14 protein-coding genes are annotated in these 17,214 nt (G+C 32.9%); 10 read left to right on the top strand and 4 right to left on the bottom strand.

Features of this window, described 5'->3' with window-relative positions; translation table 11 throughout:
- The first annotated feature begins 8 nt into the window (after positions 1 to 8).
- Positions 9 to 467, top strand: a complete 459-nt coding sequence (locus tag ACRHNM_RS14350) for a GAF domain-containing protein (RefSeq protein ID WP_431137343.1) — start codon at positions 9 to 11, stop codon at positions 465 to 467.
- Between the two features lie 3 nt (positions 468 to 470).
- Here the strand turns inward: ACRHNM_RS14350 and ACRHNM_RS14345 are convergent, their stop codons facing one another.
- Positions 471 to 1,721 carry an ABC transporter permease gene (locus tag ACRHNM_RS14345; RefSeq protein WP_431137342.1) on the bottom strand — a complete coding sequence of 417 codons (1,251 nt, stop codon included), beginning with the start codon at positions 1,719 to 1,721 and terminating at the stop codon, positions 471 to 473.
- A 189-nt stretch (positions 1,722 to 1,910) separates the two neighbouring features.
- Between ACRHNM_RS14345 and purH the strand changes: the two genes are divergently transcribed.
- The gene (purH, locus tag ACRHNM_RS14340) at positions 1,911 to 3,446 is read left to right on the top strand and encodes a bifunctional phosphoribosylaminoimidazolecarboxamide formyltransferase/IMP cyclohydrolase (RefSeq protein ID WP_431137341.1); all 1,536 of its coding nucleotides are present in this window, start codon (positions 1,911 to 1,913) and stop codon (positions 3,444 to 3,446) included.
- A gap of 140 nt (positions 3,447 to 3,586) precedes the next feature.
- Here the strand turns inward: purH and ACRHNM_RS14335 are convergent, their stop codons facing one another.
- On the bottom strand, positions 3,587 to 4,366 hold the full coding sequence (locus tag ACRHNM_RS14335; RefSeq protein WP_431137340.1) for an OmpA family protein: 780 nt from the start codon (positions 4,364 to 4,366) through the stop codon (positions 3,587 to 3,589).
- A 199-nt stretch (positions 4,367 to 4,565) separates the two neighbouring features.
- Here ACRHNM_RS14335 and ACRHNM_RS14330 point away from each other — a divergent pair, with 199 nt between their 5' ends.
- From ACRHNM_RS14330 to rodA, 5 genes are read left to right on the top strand one after another with little or no spacing between them, the layout of a single operon-like run.
- The gene (locus tag ACRHNM_RS14330) at positions 4,566 to 5,594 is read left to right on the top strand and encodes a rod shape-determining protein (protein ID WP_033960946.1); all 1,029 of its coding nucleotides are present in this window, start codon (positions 4,566 to 4,568) and stop codon (positions 5,592 to 5,594) included.
- A gap of 19 nt (positions 5,595 to 5,613) precedes the next feature.
- On the top strand, positions 5,614 to 6,441 hold the full coding sequence (gene mreC / locus ACRHNM_RS14325; protein WP_431137339.1) for a rod shape-determining protein MreC: 828 nt from the start codon (positions 5,614 to 5,616) through the stop codon (positions 6,439 to 6,441).
- Positions 6,434 to 6,940: a rod shape-determining protein MreD gene (locus ACRHNM_RS14320; RefSeq protein WP_431137338.1), complete on the top strand. Its 507-nt coding sequence runs from the start codon at positions 6,434 to 6,436 to the stop codon at positions 6,938 to 6,940. The genes mreC and ACRHNM_RS14320 overlap by 8 nt, the downstream gene beginning before the upstream one ends.
- On the top strand, positions 6,937 to 8,889 hold the full coding sequence (gene mrdA, locus ACRHNM_RS14315; protein WP_431137337.1) for a penicillin-binding protein 2: 1,953 nt from the start codon (positions 6,937 to 6,939) through the stop codon (positions 8,887 to 8,889). The genes ACRHNM_RS14320 and mrdA overlap by 4 nt, the downstream gene beginning before the upstream one ends.
- A gap of 2 nt (positions 8,890 to 8,891) precedes the next feature.
- A complete protein-coding gene (gene rodA, locus ACRHNM_RS14310) occupies positions 8,892 to 10,172 on the top strand; it encodes a rod shape-determining protein RodA (protein ID WP_431137336.1) in 1,281 nt (426 codons plus the stop codon).
- Positions 10,173 to 10,219: 47 nt separating this feature from the next.
- Here rodA and ACRHNM_RS14305 read toward each other — a convergent pair whose 3' ends face one another.
- Positions 10,220 to 12,850 carry a valine--tRNA ligase gene (locus ACRHNM_RS14305; RefSeq protein ID WP_431137335.1) on the bottom strand — a complete coding sequence of 877 codons (2,631 nt, stop codon included), beginning with the start codon at positions 12,848 to 12,850 and terminating at the stop codon, positions 10,220 to 10,222.
- A gap of 187 nt (positions 12,851 to 13,037) precedes the next feature.
- Between ACRHNM_RS14305 and ACRHNM_RS14300 the strand changes: the two genes are divergently transcribed.
- Entirely contained in the window at positions 13,038 to 13,463 is a 426-nt protein-coding gene (locus tag ACRHNM_RS14300) for a DUF1573 domain-containing protein (RefSeq protein ID WP_431137334.1), read from the top strand.
- A gap of 37 nt (positions 13,464 to 13,500) precedes the next feature.
- Here the strand turns inward: ACRHNM_RS14300 and ACRHNM_RS14295 are convergent, their stop codons facing one another.
- Positions 13,501 to 14,844, bottom strand: a complete 1,344-nt coding sequence (locus ACRHNM_RS14295; RefSeq protein ID WP_431137333.1) for an aspartyl protease family protein — start codon at positions 14,842 to 14,844, stop codon at positions 13,501 to 13,503.
- Between the two features lie 118 nt (positions 14,845 to 14,962).
- Between ACRHNM_RS14295 and ACRHNM_RS14290 the strand changes: the two genes are divergently transcribed.
- Positions 14,963 to 16,153, top strand: a complete 1,191-nt coding sequence (locus ACRHNM_RS14290; protein WP_431137332.1) for a pyridoxal phosphate-dependent aminotransferase — start codon at positions 14,963 to 14,965, stop codon at positions 16,151 to 16,153.
- Positions 16,153 to 17,166: a UDP-N-acetylmuramate dehydrogenase gene (murB, locus tag ACRHNM_RS14285; RefSeq protein WP_431137331.1), complete on the top strand. Its 1,014-nt coding sequence runs from the start codon at positions 16,153 to 16,155 to the stop codon at positions 17,164 to 17,166. Before ACRHNM_RS14290 ends, murB begins: the two co-directional genes overlap by 1 nt.
- Positions 17,167 to 17,214: the final 48 nt, after the last annotated feature.

The raw sequence follows: 17,214 nt of genomic DNA, 5'->3' as shown, positions 1-17,214 counted from the left end.
TAATAACAATGACATTAAAAGCTCTAAAACCAAAAGTAGAAGACATCATTAAGCGTAATTCTGCATCTGTAGACGAGCGTCTTTTAGACATTTGTAAACTTCTTGAAGAACAAGTCTCATATTACAACTGGGTTGGTTTTTATTTTAAAAACGGTGTTAAGAATGAGCTAAAACTCGGTCCATATGTTGGAGAACCTACAGACCATACAATTATTCCTTTTGGTAAAGGAATTTGCGGACAAGTAGCTGTTTCAAATAAAAACTTTATCGTACCTGATGTTGCTGCACAAGACAACTATATTGCTTGCAGTATTACTGTAAAAGCTGAAATTGTAATTCCTATTTTTATTAATGGAGAAAATATTGGTCAGATAGATATCGATTCTAATACTCCTGATCCTTTTACTGAAAATGACGAGCGGTTTCTAGAATTTGTTTGCAAAAAGGTTTCTGAACTAATGAGCTAATGATTACATTCCTGTTCTGATTGCTTCAACAGGATCTAGTTTTGAAGCAGAAATTGCAGGAATAACACCTGAAATTAATCCGATAAAAGTAGAGAGTGCAAATCCTAAAAAGACATTGTAAAGCGATAAAATAAATTCGAAATCTTCTGCCATTCCTGAAGCGATAAGAGATAGAATCCAAACTAAAACAATTCCTATTATTCCACCAAGTACAGATAAGATAATAGCTTCAAATAAAAACTGAAAGAGAATAAAACGATTTTTAGCTCCTAAAGACTTTTGAATGCCAATAAGATTAGTACGCTCTTTTACACTAACAAACATAATATTTGCAATACCAAAACCTCCTACTAATAATGAAAATCCGCTAATGATCCACCCAATGAGATTAAGCGTTCCAATAATCCCATCAATAGCATCTGTAAATCCAGACATTTTATTGATAAAAAAATTATCAGGCTCACCTGCTTTCAAACCTCTGTAAACACGGTATTTTTGTTTTAAAATCTCTTCAAAAGCACCCATATCAACATCTTTTTCTGGTTTAATAATGATTGCTCCAGGCACTCCATTTGCTCCTCCACTTTTAAAACGTCTTACAAAATTTGCTGGTACATAAGCTTTGTCATCTGGTGAATCAAACATTCCAGATCCAAATTTCTTTAGCACACCAATTACAGAAAGTTTCCTTCCATATACACGGACTTGCTTTCCGATAGGGTTTAAATTCCCAAATAAATTTTCAGCTACTGAGTATCCTAAAACAATTACAGGTGCTCCAGAATTAGACTCAGATTCTGTGTAGAAACGTCCTTTTCCAACCTTAAAATCTTCTATTTCGTAAATGCCGTTAGAAACTGGAGTTACCTCAACGCCTGTTACAGATTCTCCTTGATATTTTACAGATTCTGAAGCTCCAAACATTACATAAGCAATGGCATCTATATTCGGAACATTACGTTCTATAAATTCAAAATCATCATGCTCAGTTTGTGGAAAATTATCACGTTGCCACTTTGGCACATCAGTAGGCCCAAATGAAAACTTTGTAAGATACATTGTATTTTTATCTAAACCAGATAAATTATCTTTTATATTTCGATCTAAAGAATCTACTGCTGCAAGGACTGCTATAATTGAAAAAATACCAATAGTTATACCTAATAATGACAAGAATGTACGAAGTCTATTATTACGCAAAGCATTGATAGCAAACGAAAAGCTTTCTTTAAATAATCGTAGATAAACGAGCATAAGATTGGTTTAGTATTCTAGAACACGACTAGAAATATAAAGATAGGACGTTTTCAACAATTTTTTGTTACAAAAAACTTAAATAAACTCTATTTTTCAATCATTAAAACTCTTGATAATCCTTATTTTTGGGTTTTAATTTTCACAACATGGTTTCTATAACAGAAACTCAACTACAACAACACAACAATGAGCAACAACAAAGCAATCAAATCTGCATTAATTTCAGTTTTTAGCAAAGAAGGATTAGAACCAATTGTAAGACAACTTAACAAGCAAAAGGTTACGATTTATTCTACAGGTGGTACCGAAAAATTCATCAAAGACTTAGGCATCAAAGTCGTTCCAGTAGAAGATGTTACCTCATATCCATCAATACTTGGTGGACGTGTAAAAACACTACATCCAAAAGTTTTTGGAGGCATTTTAAATCGTCAAAATAATGCAAGTGATGTTGCAGAATTAGCCGATTTCGATATCCCTCAAATTGATTTAGTAATTGTGGACCTCTACCCTTTTGAAAAAACCGTCGCTTCTGGAGCTTCAAATCAAGACATTATTGAAAAAATTGACATTGGAGGCATCTCATTAATCAGAGCTGCTGCAAAGAATTATGCAGATGTGGTTTGTGTATCTTCAGTAGATGATTATTCTGAATTTCTGGAAATATTAACCTCTAAAAACGGAGAGACTTCAGAAGCAGACAGAAAACATTTTGCAGCAAAAGCATTTAATACTTCATCTCACTATGATTCCGCAATTTTTAACTATTTCAATACCAATCATGACATTGCTTCTTTAAAAATAAGCGAAACTAAAGGTCAAGTATTACGATACGGAGAAAATCCTCATCAACGTGGTTTTTTCTTCGGAAATTTTGAAGATATTTTTACAAAACTTCACGGAAAAGAATTAAGCTATAATAATCTTTTAGATGTTGATGCAGCTGTAAATTTAATGAATGAATTTAAAGGAGAAGCTCCAACATTTGCTATATTAAAACACAACAATGCTTGTGGTTTTGCTCAACGTAAAACCGTTCATCAAGCCTATGTTGATGCCTTAGCTGGTGATCCTGTTTCGGCATTTGGCGGTATTTTAATTACAAACGCTGAAATTGATAAAGCTACTGCTGAAGATATTCATTCCCTTTTTTGTGAAGTGGTCATTGCGCCTTCTTTTTCTGAGGATGCCTTAAAAATTTTAAAAGGCAAAAAGAACAGGATTTTATTAATTTTACACGACGATGTAGATTTCCCACAAACAACCGTAAGAACTTGTTTAAATGGTGTTTTAGTTCAAGATAAAGACAACAAAACAGACTCCATCGATGACTTGACCTATGCTACTCATATTCAACCAACACAAAACGAATTAGAAGATTTAATATTTGCTTCAAAAATTTGTAAGCATACCAAATCTAATACTATCGTTTTGGCAAAAAACAAACAATTATGTGCCAGTGGTACAGGACAAACCAGTCGTGTAGATGCACTTAATCAGGCCATTCATAAAGCACAGTCGTTCAAATTTGATTTAAAAGGTGCTGTTATGGCCAGTGATGCTTTCTTTCCATTTCCAGATTGTGTAGAAATAGCAGATACAGCAGAAATCAAAGCAGTAATTCAACCTGGAGGCTCTATTAAAGACCAGTTGACTATTGATTATTGTAATGAACATGATCTCGCAATGGTGTTGACAGGAACACGCCATTTTAAACATTAAATTACCAAACAGGCAAAACCTCTTAATTTATAAAAACAGATTTTGAATTACCTGTAAATTGTTAAAGAAAGACCTTCAGACTATTTTTGAAGGTCTTTTTTATCGCAAATTTAAAATTTGAAATTTTGAAATTATAAATTTTAGTCGAAACTTACGATCTCAATTTCTACACGCCTATCATACTTAACAGCCTTCCCTGTTGGAAAACTACCTGCCAATCCAACATAACCCATTCTGTTTTTATCAATACCGTTATCTGTTAAATAATCAAATACAGCTTTTGCTCTGTCAAGAGAAAGCGTAAATGTTTTAGTGCGATTATTTAAACCTTCACTCCCATCGGTCGTACAACAAATATGACCTAAAAGCTTAATGTGATAAGTATTACTTTTCATAAAATCGAGTAGCTTTTTTAGTTCAGAATAACTTTCATTTAAAAAAACATCCATTCCTCCTTTAAATAAAATACCATCCAGTCTAAATGTATCACCAATTTTAACGTCTAGATTATTGTTTAAAATGCCTGAATTGCCATACTCGGGTTTTCTATCAAAAACTGAAATAAAAACATCAACCCTTCGACTTTCAGAAAGTGAATTGTCAAGCTCTCCATATCCTGTTGCTGTAATTGTGTTAAAATTTTCGAATGCTGTTTTTATACTATTAGCTCTTCTATGAGATAATTTGAGATTGTAAGTTTTAGTTCCAAAATTATTAGTGTAAGCCTTAATATCAATTTTTATAGAATCTTTAATAAAAACAGTATTTAAACTATCTATTTGATGCTTGTGTGTGCTCGTTAATTCGTAACTATCATGATCAAAAAAAAAGGACTGTTCCAACTGTCTATTTTGAGCATAAAAACCTGTTACATAAAAACTTATAGCTATTGACAAAAGTAGACTAACGTTAGTTGGCATATTTAATATTTACATAATGAAACGAAAAAAACATGAGATTAGTATTTCTGGAATAACCTCTAAAAACCTTAAATTATTAAGCGTTAAAAAATTAATAAGAACTATGATGAATAAAGACTGTTTTTTTCTTTAGTTTTACTACATTTACAAAACACCAAGAACTGAATACAATAACGCCCTTATAATATTAGAATAACACATGGGATTTTTTGATTTCTTAACCGAAGAAATAGCCATAGATTTAGGAACTGCAAATACGCTTATTATCCATAACGACAAGGTTGTAGTTGATAGTCCTTCAATAGTTGCAAGAGATAGAATTTCTGGAAAAATCATTGCTGTTGGAAAAGAAGCCAACATGATGCAAGGTAAAACGCATGAAAATATCAAAACCATTAGACCTTTAAAGGATGGTGTAATTGCAGATTTTGATGCGTCTGAGCAAATGATTAGTATGTTCATTAAAAACATTCCTGCACTTAAAAAGAAATTATTTACACCTGCGCTTCGAATGGTCGTTTGCATCCCTTCTGGAATTACAGAAGTAGAAATGCGAGCAGTAAAAGAATCTTGCGAACGTGTGAATGGTAAAGAAGTATATTTAATTCATGAACCAATGGCAGCAGCTATTGGTATTGGTATTGACATTATGCAACCTAAAGGAAACATGATTGTGGATATTGGTGGTGGTACAACAGAAATTGCTGTCATTGCTTTAGGTGGAATTGTTTGTGATAAATCGGTTAAAGTAGCTGGTGATGTGTTTACCAACGATATTATTTACTACATGCGTACACAACACAACCTTTATGTGGGTGATCGTACTGCTGAAAAAATTAAAATTCAAATTGGAGCTGCTACAGAAGATTTAGATCTTCCACCAGAAGAAATGAGTGTTCAAGGTCGTGATTTACTTACTGGAAAACCTAAACAAGTTCAAATCTCATATCGTGAAATTGCGAAAGCACTTGATAAATCTATTTTGAGAATTGAAGATTCTGTGATGGAAACCTTATCACAAACACCTCCAGAATTAGCGGCAGATATTTACAACACAGGAATTTATCTAGCAGGTGGAGGATCAATGTTAAGAGGACTAGATAAACGTCTGTCTCAAAAAACAGATTTGCCTGTTTACATTGCTGAAGATCCTTTAAGAGCCGTTGTTCGAGGAACAGGAATTACGCTTAAAAACTTACCTAAATTTAAAAGTGTATTGATTAAATAACTGAGAATACCTACTTAACATGCAACAGATTATAAACTTTGTCATTAGAAACAAAACGTCACTTTTGTTTCTGCTGTTATTTTTTGTTTCTATTGCCTTAACGATTCAATCACATTCATACCATAAAAGTAAGTTTATTAATTCAGCTAATTTCTTTACTGGTGGCATTTATGAAACTGCAAGCAATGTTTCCAATTATTTCGATTTGAAAACACAAAATGAAATCCTCGTAGAGGAAAACAATAAATTACGCTCTCAGATTTTGAATGATTTAGATTCTAATTTTGTTTCAACTTCTAAAATTGATTCCACCTCATACAGCGGGTATTACAAAACTCAGACTGCCAAAATTATTAATAATAATTATTCGGCTTCAAAAAATTATTTAACTCTAAATAAAGGTAAAAAGCACAGCATAAAAGAAGATTTAGCTGTTGTGACTTCAAAAGGAATTGTTGGCATAATAGACAACACTTCAAATGGTTATGCAAGAGTACTTTCTATTCTAAATACTAAAAGCAGAATCAACGCGCAATTAAAATCATCAAATCATATTGGTTCATTAATTTGGAATGCAAAATCGTCTGCCATAGTTCAACTAACTGACATTTCAAAGTTTGCACCTGTTAAACAAGGTGATACAATTGTAACAGGTGGACAATCCTCTATTTTTCCACAAGGAATTCCCATTGGTGTTGTAGATAGTTTTGTTTTAGACATTAGTGGAGACACCTATAATATAGACATTCAACTGTTTAATGATATGACTAACTTATCACACGTATATGTCATTGAAAATTTAGATGCTGAAGAAATAAAACGATTAGAAAACCCAGTTGATGAATAGTTTGAACGTTAATAGCATCATTAGATTTGTTGTGTTAATACTAGCACAAGCTTTGGTGTTTAATCATATTAATTTCTTTGGGTCAGTCAACCCATATCCTTACATTTTATTTATTCTTCTATTTCCAGTAAATAATAATCGAACTTTATTTGTTTTTTTAAGTTTTATGTTAGGGTTGTTTGTTGATTTATTTTCAGATTCTGGAGGTGTTCATGCTGCTGCATGTGTCACAATTGCTTATGTAAGACCTCCTATTCTAAAATTTGCTTTTGGTATGATTTACGAACATCAAAATATTAAATTCAATAATACCGAGTTTGGAAATAGAGTTATTTACTTTTTAATTTTAATAATCATCCATCATATCATCTTATTCTCATTAGAAATTTTTAACATTTCAAACATACTTTTAGTATTAAAAAAGACGTTATTCTCCTGTGTTTTTACGCTAATCCTTTGTATATTAATTTCCGTACTTTTCAGTAACAAACAACGATGAGAAAACTTCTACTCTTATTAACTGTAATCACAGTAGGACTCTTATTTATTGCACGCTTGTTTTATTTGCAAGTCTATAACAAAGAGGCTTACAGCCTTTATGAAGACAATGCAATCCTTAAAGAATTCATCTATCCAAAGCGTGGTTATGTATACGATAGAAATGGAACACTTCTAGTCGCAAACCAGCCTTCCTACGATGTAATGGTTATTCCAAGGGAAGTAGAACCTTTAGACACCTTGGAGTTTTGTAGTCTTCTTAAAATCAACAAAGAGGACTTCAGTAGAATTTATGACAAAGCCTATAATTATTCACCTCGTTTACCATCTGTCTTTGTTCCACAGTTATCAAAAAAAGATTATGCTGTCCTTCAGGAAAAAATGAGGAAATTTAATGGGTTCTATATTCAAAAACGTTCGCTCAGAGATTACCAGACTACTATTGGTGCAAATGTTTTAGGTGATATTGGTGAAGTGAATCGACGCAATATTGACAATGATCCCTATTATAAAATGGGTGATTTAATTGGCAAACAAGGTGTTGAGATTTCTTACGAAGAAGTATTGCGTGGAAAAAAAGGGATTAAGTTCATTCAAAAAGATAGATTCAACAAAAATATTGGACCCTATAAAGAAGGGCAATTTGATACATTGCCACAGCCTGGAAAAGACATTACTATCACCATTGATTCTGATTTACAGCAATATGGCGAATTATTAATGACCAACAAAAGAGGTGGTATAGTTGCTATAGATCCCAGTAATGGAGAAATTCTAGCGCTAGTTTCTGCACCAAGTTATAATCCAAATATACTTGTAGGTAGAGGTCGATCAAAAAATTTCACAAAATTATTTAGAGACACTATTGCCAAACCTTTGTTTGACAGAGGCTTACAAGCTCAATATCCTCCTGGATCTCCTTTTAAAGTAATTAATGCGCTCATAGGTCTTCAAGAAGGCGTCGTTGATACTAATGACAAATTTACCTGTAGAATGGGATATTACTACGGAAGCAGAAAGCTAACGGGTTGCCATCATCATAAAAGTCCGGTTGCTATGAATGATGGAATTGCACAATCCTGTAATGCCTATTTCGTAAATGTATACAGACGAATTATTGACAACCATGATGATGCTGGAGAAGCTATGAATAAATGGGCTTCTCATGCTAAAAGTTTCGGACTTGGTGATTTTTTAGGCTACGATTTACAAATAGGTCGACCTGGCAGAATTCCTGATGGAGATTACTATGATAGAGCTTATGGTGACAATCGATGGGGTTCAACGTATATCGTTTCCAATGCTATTGGTCAAGGTGAGGTTGAAGCTACTCCAATTCAGTTAGCAAATATGGCTGCAGCTATTGGTAACAGAGGCTATTATTACACACCTCATATCATTAAAGCTATTGAAGGTGACACCATTCCTAATAAATATACTACTCCTAAATACACAACTATTGATAAACGTCATTTTGAACCTGTAATTGAAGGCATGTTCGATGTTTATAATGAAGGTACCGCTTCGACACTTAGAATTCCGGGAATAGACATCTGCGGAAAAACTGGAACTGCAGAAAACTTTATGAATATTGATGGTGTAAAAACACAACTGACAGATCATTCAATATTTGTTGCCTTTGCTCCTAAGGATAATCCTAAAATTGCCATAGCTGTTTTCGTAGAGAATGGATATTGGGGAAGTCGATTTGCTGGTAGGATGGCAAGTTTAATGATTGAAAAATATATTAAAAAGGAAATCACTAGGACAGACATGGAGAACTGGATATTAACTCATAGTCTTGAAAATGAATATGCTAAACCATACTCTGGTGAACCTTTTAAAATTAATAGAGAAACAACTTTACAGGTCGTAGAAAAAGTTCAGGCGCCAAGAGTTAATGATTATAGCAACTCTATATCAACAAACCCAAACAAACCAAACCTATAACCATGAATAGAGAAAACCACAGAGGTTTTAAATTTGATTGGGTAATTATCGTTTTATTTTTACTTCTTGTTTTTTTTGGCTGGTTAAATATCATGTCTGCATCTCATGTTGGTGAAATTGAAAACTATTTTGATATGAGTCAGCTCTATGGGAAACAACTTGTCTTTCTCGGACTTACATTCGTGTTGATTATATTAATACTCTCGATTGAAGCAAAGTTTTATGAACGGTTTGCCAGTATTATTTATATCGTAGCTATGTTAGCGCTTGTAGGATTGTTCATCTTCGGAAAAGATGTGAATGGTGCAAGATCCTGGTATGGCATAGGAAGCATGACCATACAGCCCAGTGAATTTGCCAAATTTGCTACGGCTTTAGCAGTTGCTAAATACATGAGCGACTTACAAACAGACATGAATACGCTCAAGCATCAATTACGAGCTGTAGCAATAATCATTCTTCCAGCTGTTTTAATTCTTCTTCAAAATGATGCTGGCAGTACATTAGTTTATGCCTCATTCTTTTTTGTGTTCTATAGAGAAGGTTTACAGCAAATCTATTTAGCAATAGCACTTTCCATCATTATTTTAGCTGTTTTATCTCTGAAATTTGGAATCCTAATCACTACTATTATTGCCGCACTAATTATCTTCGGAATCTATTTCTTTAGAAAGAAAAAACGTGCTTCAATTCTTCAACCTATTGTTGTTTTGTTGATTTGTATTTTATTTTCTTCAGGTATAAAACTATTTTATGAACATGTCTTAAAACCTCATCAGCAAAACAGAATAAGTTTATGGCTACGACTTGAAAAAGATCCTGTAAAGCTAGAACGAATGAAGAAAGAAGAAGCTTACAATCTTATTCAATCTGAAAAAGCCATAAGTTCGGGAGGATTTTCTGGAAAAGGATTTCTGGAAGGTACTCGAACTACCGGAAAATTTGTACCAGAGCAAGAAACAGATTATATTTTTAGTACTGTTGGTGAAGAATGGGGTTTTCTAGGTAGCACATTTGTCGTCCTTCTTTTTGTAGCTCTTATTGTTAGAATATTAATCTTAGCCGAATCTCAAAAATCTCAATTTAGCCGTGTTTATGGTTATGGAGTTGCCTCCATCCTGTTCATTCACTTTACAATCAATACAGGTATGGTTATGGGATTAATCCCAACCGTAGGTATTCCGCTTCCATTTTTTAGTTATGGTGGCTCCGGACTTTGGGGTTTCACCATACTTCTTTTTATTTTTGTGAAATTAGATAGTAATAAAATTAACGAATGGTAAATAAGATAATCGACAAGTCATTTGAGAAACCTTGCAGGTTAATATCGTTATTTCAAACTTGCCAAACTAGATTTTAAAGTTTCAATTTTTGCTAAAGCATCAGCTTCTTTCTTCTTTTCGGAAGCTACAACCTGTTCTGGAGCACCAGCAACAAATCGTTCGTTTGATAATTTTTTCTGAACGGATTTTAAGAATCCTTCAGTGTAATTTAATTCTTCCGTAAGCTTCTTGATTTCAGCCTCAACATCAATACTCCCTTCCATCGGAATAAAATATTCATTAGATTTTACGCGAAAGGTTAAAGCGCCTTCTAATGGTTCATTAATGTAATTAAAACTATCTAAGTTGCCTAGTTTTGAGATCACGTCATCAAAAGTAGTGTTGACGTTTTCATTATTTACAACTGAAAAAGCAATAGCATCCTTAAAAGCAATATTTTTTTGTTTTCTAATATTTCTAATACCTGAAATTACTTCGGAAGCAAAATCAAATTCAGAAACTAAATGTGCTTTAATTGGTTTTGTTTCAGGCCATCTTGCAATAATTAAAGCATCTTCAGGAGAACGTTCTTTGATATATTGCCAGATATCTTCAGTAATAAATGGCATAAATGGATGCACAATTTTTAGGTTATCTTCAAAAATAGACATCACTTTTTTATACGTTACTGCATCTATGGGTTGTTGGTATGCTGGTTTAACCATTTCTAACATCCAACCGCAGAAATCGTCATAAATTAATTTATAAATAGTCATTAAAGCATCACTTAATCTATACTTACTAAAATGATCTTCAATATCTACTAAAGCTGCCTGAAACTTAGACTCATACCATTCTAAAGCAATTTTACTTGAATTTGGTTGTTCAATATCTGCAACGTCCCATAAGTTAGTAAGTTGAAATGCATTCCATATTTTGTTTCCGAAACCTCTACCTTGCTGGCACAACGCTTCATCAAACATTAAATCATTTCCTGCAGCAGAACTTAACAATAACCCAACTCTTACACCATCTGCAGAATACGTTTCAATAAGTTGTAACGCATCAGGTGAATTTCCAAGAGATTTAGACATTTTCCTTCTCTGTTTATCTCTTACTAAGCCTGTGAGATATACATTTTGAAAAGGTCGCTCATTTTTATACTCATAGCCTGCAATAATCATACGTGCAACCCAAAAGAATAAAATATCTGGACCAGTAACCAAATCATTAGTAGGATAATAATATTTGATGTCTTCATTTTCAGGATTTCTAATACCATCAAAAACACTCATTGGCCACAACCACGAACTAAACCATGTGTCTAGAGCATCTGTATCCTGGCTTAAGTCGTTAGTTGTTAGTTGTTGGTTGTTCGTTTTTTCTTTAGCTAGTTCTAAAGCTGCATCAATAGTTTCAGCAACAACAAAATCTTCTTTTCCATCTCCATAATAGAATGCAGGAATTTGTTGTCCCCAGCGTAACTGACGAGAAATATTCCAGTCACGAATATTTTCCATCCAATGTCTGTAGGTGTTTTCAAATTTCTTTGGAAAGAGCTTCACTTCTCCATTTTTTAATACCGCATCAATAGCAGGCTTAGCTAAATCTCCCATTTTTAAGAACCATTGGTCACTTAAACGCGGCTCGATAACAGCTTTAGTTCGTTCTGAAGTTCCTACTTTATTAATATGATTTTCAGTTTTTACCAAAAGGCCTTTGGTTTCTAATTCTTTAGCAATAGCTTTCCTAACCACAAAACGATCTTGACCTTCGTAATGCATTCCGAAGCTGTTTAAAGAAGCATCCTCATTAAAGATATCTACAACTTCAAGATTATGTTTATCACCTAAAACTTTATCATTTTCGTCATGGGCTGGTGTTACTTTTAAACAACCTGTACCAAATTCGATATCTACATAGTCATCTTCAATTATAGGAATGACTCTTCCACAGATTGGCACAATAGCTCTCTTTCCTTTCAAATGTGAAAAACGTTTATCATTGGGATTGATGCATATTGCGGTATCTCCAAATATAGTTTCTGGACGAGTAGTTGCAATGGTCAATTTTTCGTCACTACCTTCAACTTTATACTCTAAATAGTAGAGTAAGCCTTGTTGTTCAACATGAATAACTTCTTCATCAGAAAGGGTAGTTTTAGCCTCAGGATCCCAGTTTACCATTCGGTAACCTCTGTAAATTAGACCTTTGTTATATAAATCGACAAAAACCTTAATAACAGCTTCACTCATGTCATCATCCATTGTAAATTTGGTACGATCCCAGTCACATGAACAACCTAATTTTTTTAACTGTTCAAGAATCACACCTCCATACTCCTCAGTCCATTCCCACGCATGTTTTAGGAATTCTTCACGAGTTAAATCATTTTTATCAATACCTTGAGCTTTAAGTTTAGCGGCTACTTTAGCTTCTGTTGCAATTGATGCATGATCAGTACCAGGAACCCAGCATGCATTTTTTCCCTGTAGTCTTGCTCGGCGAATAAGTACATCCTGAATGGTGTTATTGAGCATATGTCCCATATGTAATACACCTGTAACATTTGGAGGAGGAATGACTATCGTGTAAGGCTCTCTCTCATCTGGAACAGAATGAAAATAATTGTGCTCCATCCAATAGTTATACCACTTGCGCTCTACAGTAGATGCTGAATATTTTGTTGGTATGCTCATGTTTTGGTATTATTTTTGCTTTATGACAGACAAAAGTACTTATATTTCTTTTTTTGCGAAATTAAAGTCAGCATATTATTGGCAGATTTTACTATAATGGTGTTAATATTATTGTATTACATCTAATTAATTTTGCAGAATGCCAAAAAGTAAGTAGTTTTGATAGTATCAATTTAAAATTTGAATGATGAAAAATGTAATATTAATTTTATTTGTAGGCTTAATAAGTTTGGGAGTTTCGGCTCAAGAAAAGGTTGCAAAAATAGAATTTAAAACTGACGTAATTGATTATGGCACTATTGAGAAAGGTTCTGATGGTGTAAGAGTATTTGAATTTACAAATACTGGAAATGCTCCATTAATCATTTCTAAAGTAAAATCCACTTGTGGTTGCACTGTACCTAAAAAGCCAGATGGACCAATTATGCCAGGTGAAACAGGAGAGATTTCTGTTAAATATGACACTAATAGAGTAAATCCTATTAGAAAAACAATAACTGTTACTTCTAATGCAGACACACCAAGTGTCGCTTTAAAAATTAAAGGTTTAGTTGTAGATTCTAGCAAACAAAATCCGCTGGAGAAAAAAGATAAAAGTGTTATGGAGCAATAGTTGTTCTATTTTATTAATAAACAAAAAGAACTCCCTTTTAAGGGAGTTCTTTTTGTTTAAAGACGTCTTTTAATTTAAACTGGTATGATAATATAGAGCCGTTTCGATCTACTGTAAGTTTTATAGGTCTGCCTTCTTTTGATTTAAAATACCCAATTACTTTTTGAAGTCCTAGTGTATGCGTTTCTTTACCATTTATTGTTAATAAAATATCACCTTTTAACAAACCTGCTTGTTCTGCTGGAGAGTCTTCACGCATTTCAACAATTGTATAAGCGGGTTTTGTGGTATATGTATAATGATTTACAGCGTTAAGCTTGATGGTGTTACTATATTTAGGAGATCCATAATTTACATTTTTAGAAGCTTCTTCTTCTTTCACAACAATAAATCCTCTTTGTTCAATTATGATTCCACTTCTATTATAGTAAAACGGAGATTTGAAGTTTTTGTTCTTTTTTAAGGTAAGTCTGGCATTTTTGTAATCTACGATTATATTGAATCGCTTTAATAAATCTCCACAAACACTACCGTTACGTTTTGTAAACTTTCTGGCATGACTAATCGCACTCGAATCAGGAAAAGCTGAATTAACATCATTTAATTCAAACGTCTTCAGCTTAAAAGTTTGTACTTTAGAACGTTTTCCGTAAATATTACCACTTAAACCTTTCCCTAAAAAGTCATTAAAGTACATTTTATCTGGAGGCTTAATCCCTAAAGACTCATCTTCAAAAAGCCAAAGTGCATCACTACTACCTGTATCGATCAATAATTTTACTGGTGTATATAGAGAATCTATTTGTACTTCACCTTCTATATAAGGTTTATTATTATAGAATGAAATACTAAATGTCTCACACCTTTTACACCTTCTGTATTTATAAGTATCAGGTTTGTGAAGTTTTATATATTTGGACGAATAATTAACTTCAACAATAAAACTTCTAAATAAACTAAACCCTATGATGCCATGTATAGGTATTCCTAGTCGAGGTGTAAAATTTAAATCTTTATCAAAAACCACATAAACATCTTGATTAACATTTATGGCATTACCCACTTTTAACAAGTTATTTTTAGATTTGATTGCTTCAACAGGATCTCCTCCTCCAAGTCCTCTGAGCATTATGGTTTCTGCTTTATAAATTTGTAAGGAATCAATATTAGTAAGGTTGAATAAAATAGGTTTACTAACACCTGTATCTAAAACAAAAGAGAGCTTAACACCATTAAGTTCAACCGGAATAATGATTAAGTTACCTACAAGTTCAAAGCGAATTTTATCCTTTTCTAAATTTGGTAAATTAAAACTACTTTGCGAAAAAGAAGATATTGTCGCAAATAAAAGAAACAGTATAAATATAGTCTTGTTTAGCATATACTAAGGTGTAAGTAATTCAATTTACAAATCTTAACAGCAAGTCTGTTTTTTAGATACGTTTTTTAAATAAACTTTAAGATAATTTTCAGAACTTTACAACTTAAATAATTTTACTATGCCAAGAATATCTAATAAAGGGCAACAAATGCCTGAATCACCAATACGAAAGTTGGTTCCTTTTGCAGAAAACGCTTATAAACAAGGAAAAACAGTATTTCATTTAAATATTGGTCAGCCAGATATCAAAACCCCTCAAATAGCTTTGGATGCTGTAAAGATTCACTCTTTAGATATTTTAGCTTACACACGTTCTGAAGGTTCTGAAGGGTATCGCAAAAAAATAGCTAATTATTATGCTAAAAATGATATTTATGTTAACCATGACGATATCATTGTTACCACAGGAGGAAGCGAAGCCTTATTGTTCGCTTTTGGAACCATCACAGATGTTGGTGATGAGATAATTATTCCAGAACCCTTTTATGCAAATTACAACGGGTTTTCTACCTCTTCAGGTGTAAATGTAGTTCCAGTTATTTCTAAAATTGAAGATAATTTTGCTCTACCTCCAATTGAAGAATTTGAAAAATTAATTACACCAAAAACGAAAGCAATTCTTATTTGTAATCCTGGAAACCCAACAGGATACTTGTATTCTAAAGAAGAAATAAAGAAATTAGCTAAGATTGTAAAAAAACACGATTTATTTTTAATAGCTGATGAAGTCTACAGAGAATTTGCATATGATGGAATAAAACACTATTCTATTTTACAAGAAGAAGGGCTAGAAAATCATGCTATAGTTATTGATTCTGTCTCAAAACGCTACAGCATGTGTGGTGCTCGTATTGGTTGTTTAGTTTCAAAAAACAAAGAGGTCATTAAAACTGCTTTAAAGTTTGCTCAAGCACGTTTAAGCCCACCAACACTGGCTCAAATAGCAAGCGAAGCCGCATTAGAAACACCACAAAGTTATTTTGATGATGTTATTAATGAATATGTCGAGCGTAGAAATGTACTTATTGAGGAACTTAATAAAATAGAAGGCGTGCAAGTCGCCAATCCTAAAGGTGCATTTTATTGTATCGCCCAATTACCAATTAAAAATTCTGATGCTTTTGCTCAATGGTTATTAGAATCTTTTGATGTAAATGGAGAAACGGTTATGGTCGCCCCAGCTGCTGGTTTTTACAGCACACCTGGTGTTGGTTTAAATCAGATTAGAATTGCCTATGTGTTAAACAAAGACAGTCTTGTAAAAGCCGTAAACATTTTAAAAGAAGCCTTAAAAGTTTACAAAGACTAGTGCATATCGAACACAACATATCTTTAAAACAATACAACACATTTGGCATTGATGTTAAAGCCAGACAGTTTATTTCTATTACATCTGTAACCGATTTAAAATCGGTTTATGCTGCTCAGGACAATTCAGTTAAATTTATTTTAGGAGGAGGAAGCAATATGCTGCTCACAAAAGACATTGATGCTCTTGTGATGCATATAAATCTGAAGGGTAAAGAAATCTTATTTCAAACTGAGGAAGACGTTTTTGTTAAAGCTAATGCAGGAGAAAACTGGCACGAATTTGTAATTTGGACTTTAGAAAACAACTTTGGAGGTTTAGAAAACTTATCATTGATTCCAGGAAATGTCGGGACAAGTCCAATCCAAAATATTGGTGCTTATGGTGTAGAATTAAAAGATGTATTTCATTCTTGCGATGCACTAAACCTTGAAACTTTAAATATTGAAACGTTTACCAATGCAGACTGTAAGTTTGATTATCGTAATTCTATTTTTAAACAAGAAGCCAAAGGAAAATACATTATTTTGAGTGTTGTATTTAAATTAACTAAAAAGAATCATGTACTGCATACCAATTATGGAGCAATAGCTTCAAAGTTACAGCAAATGCAAATCTCAACACCAACAATTCAAGATATCTCTAAAGCTGTAATTTCTATTAGACAAAGTAAACTGCCAGACCCAAATAATATAGGGAATAGTGGAAGTTTTTTTAAAAACCCTATTATTAGCAAAACTGAATTTTTGAAATTTCAAGAGAATTTTCCCAATGCACCACATTATGCAATAACTGAAAATGAAGTAAAAGTTCCTGCTGGATGGCTAATTGAAACGGCAGGATTTAAAGGTAAAACTTTTGGCAATTATGGTGTACATAAAAAGCAAGCTTTGGTATTAGTAAATTACGGTGGAGCTTCTGGTATGGATATTTTGAAATTATCTAAGTTAATTCAAGATACTGTATTACGTCTTTTTAATATTAGTATTGAAGCTGAAGTTAATATTATATAAACAAAAAAGCCTCAACCAATTGAGGCTTTAGTCTCACTGTAGAAATAT

The sequence above is a fragment of the Psychroserpens mesophilus genome (genome assembly GCF_050617655.1).
GTDB lineage: Bacteria > Bacteroidota > Bacteroidia > Flavobacteriales > Flavobacteriaceae > Psychroserpens > Psychroserpens mesophilus_A.
The sequence above is the reverse complement of the archived record's forward strand: the minus strand, read 5'-3'. Positions and strand labels throughout refer to the sequence as shown.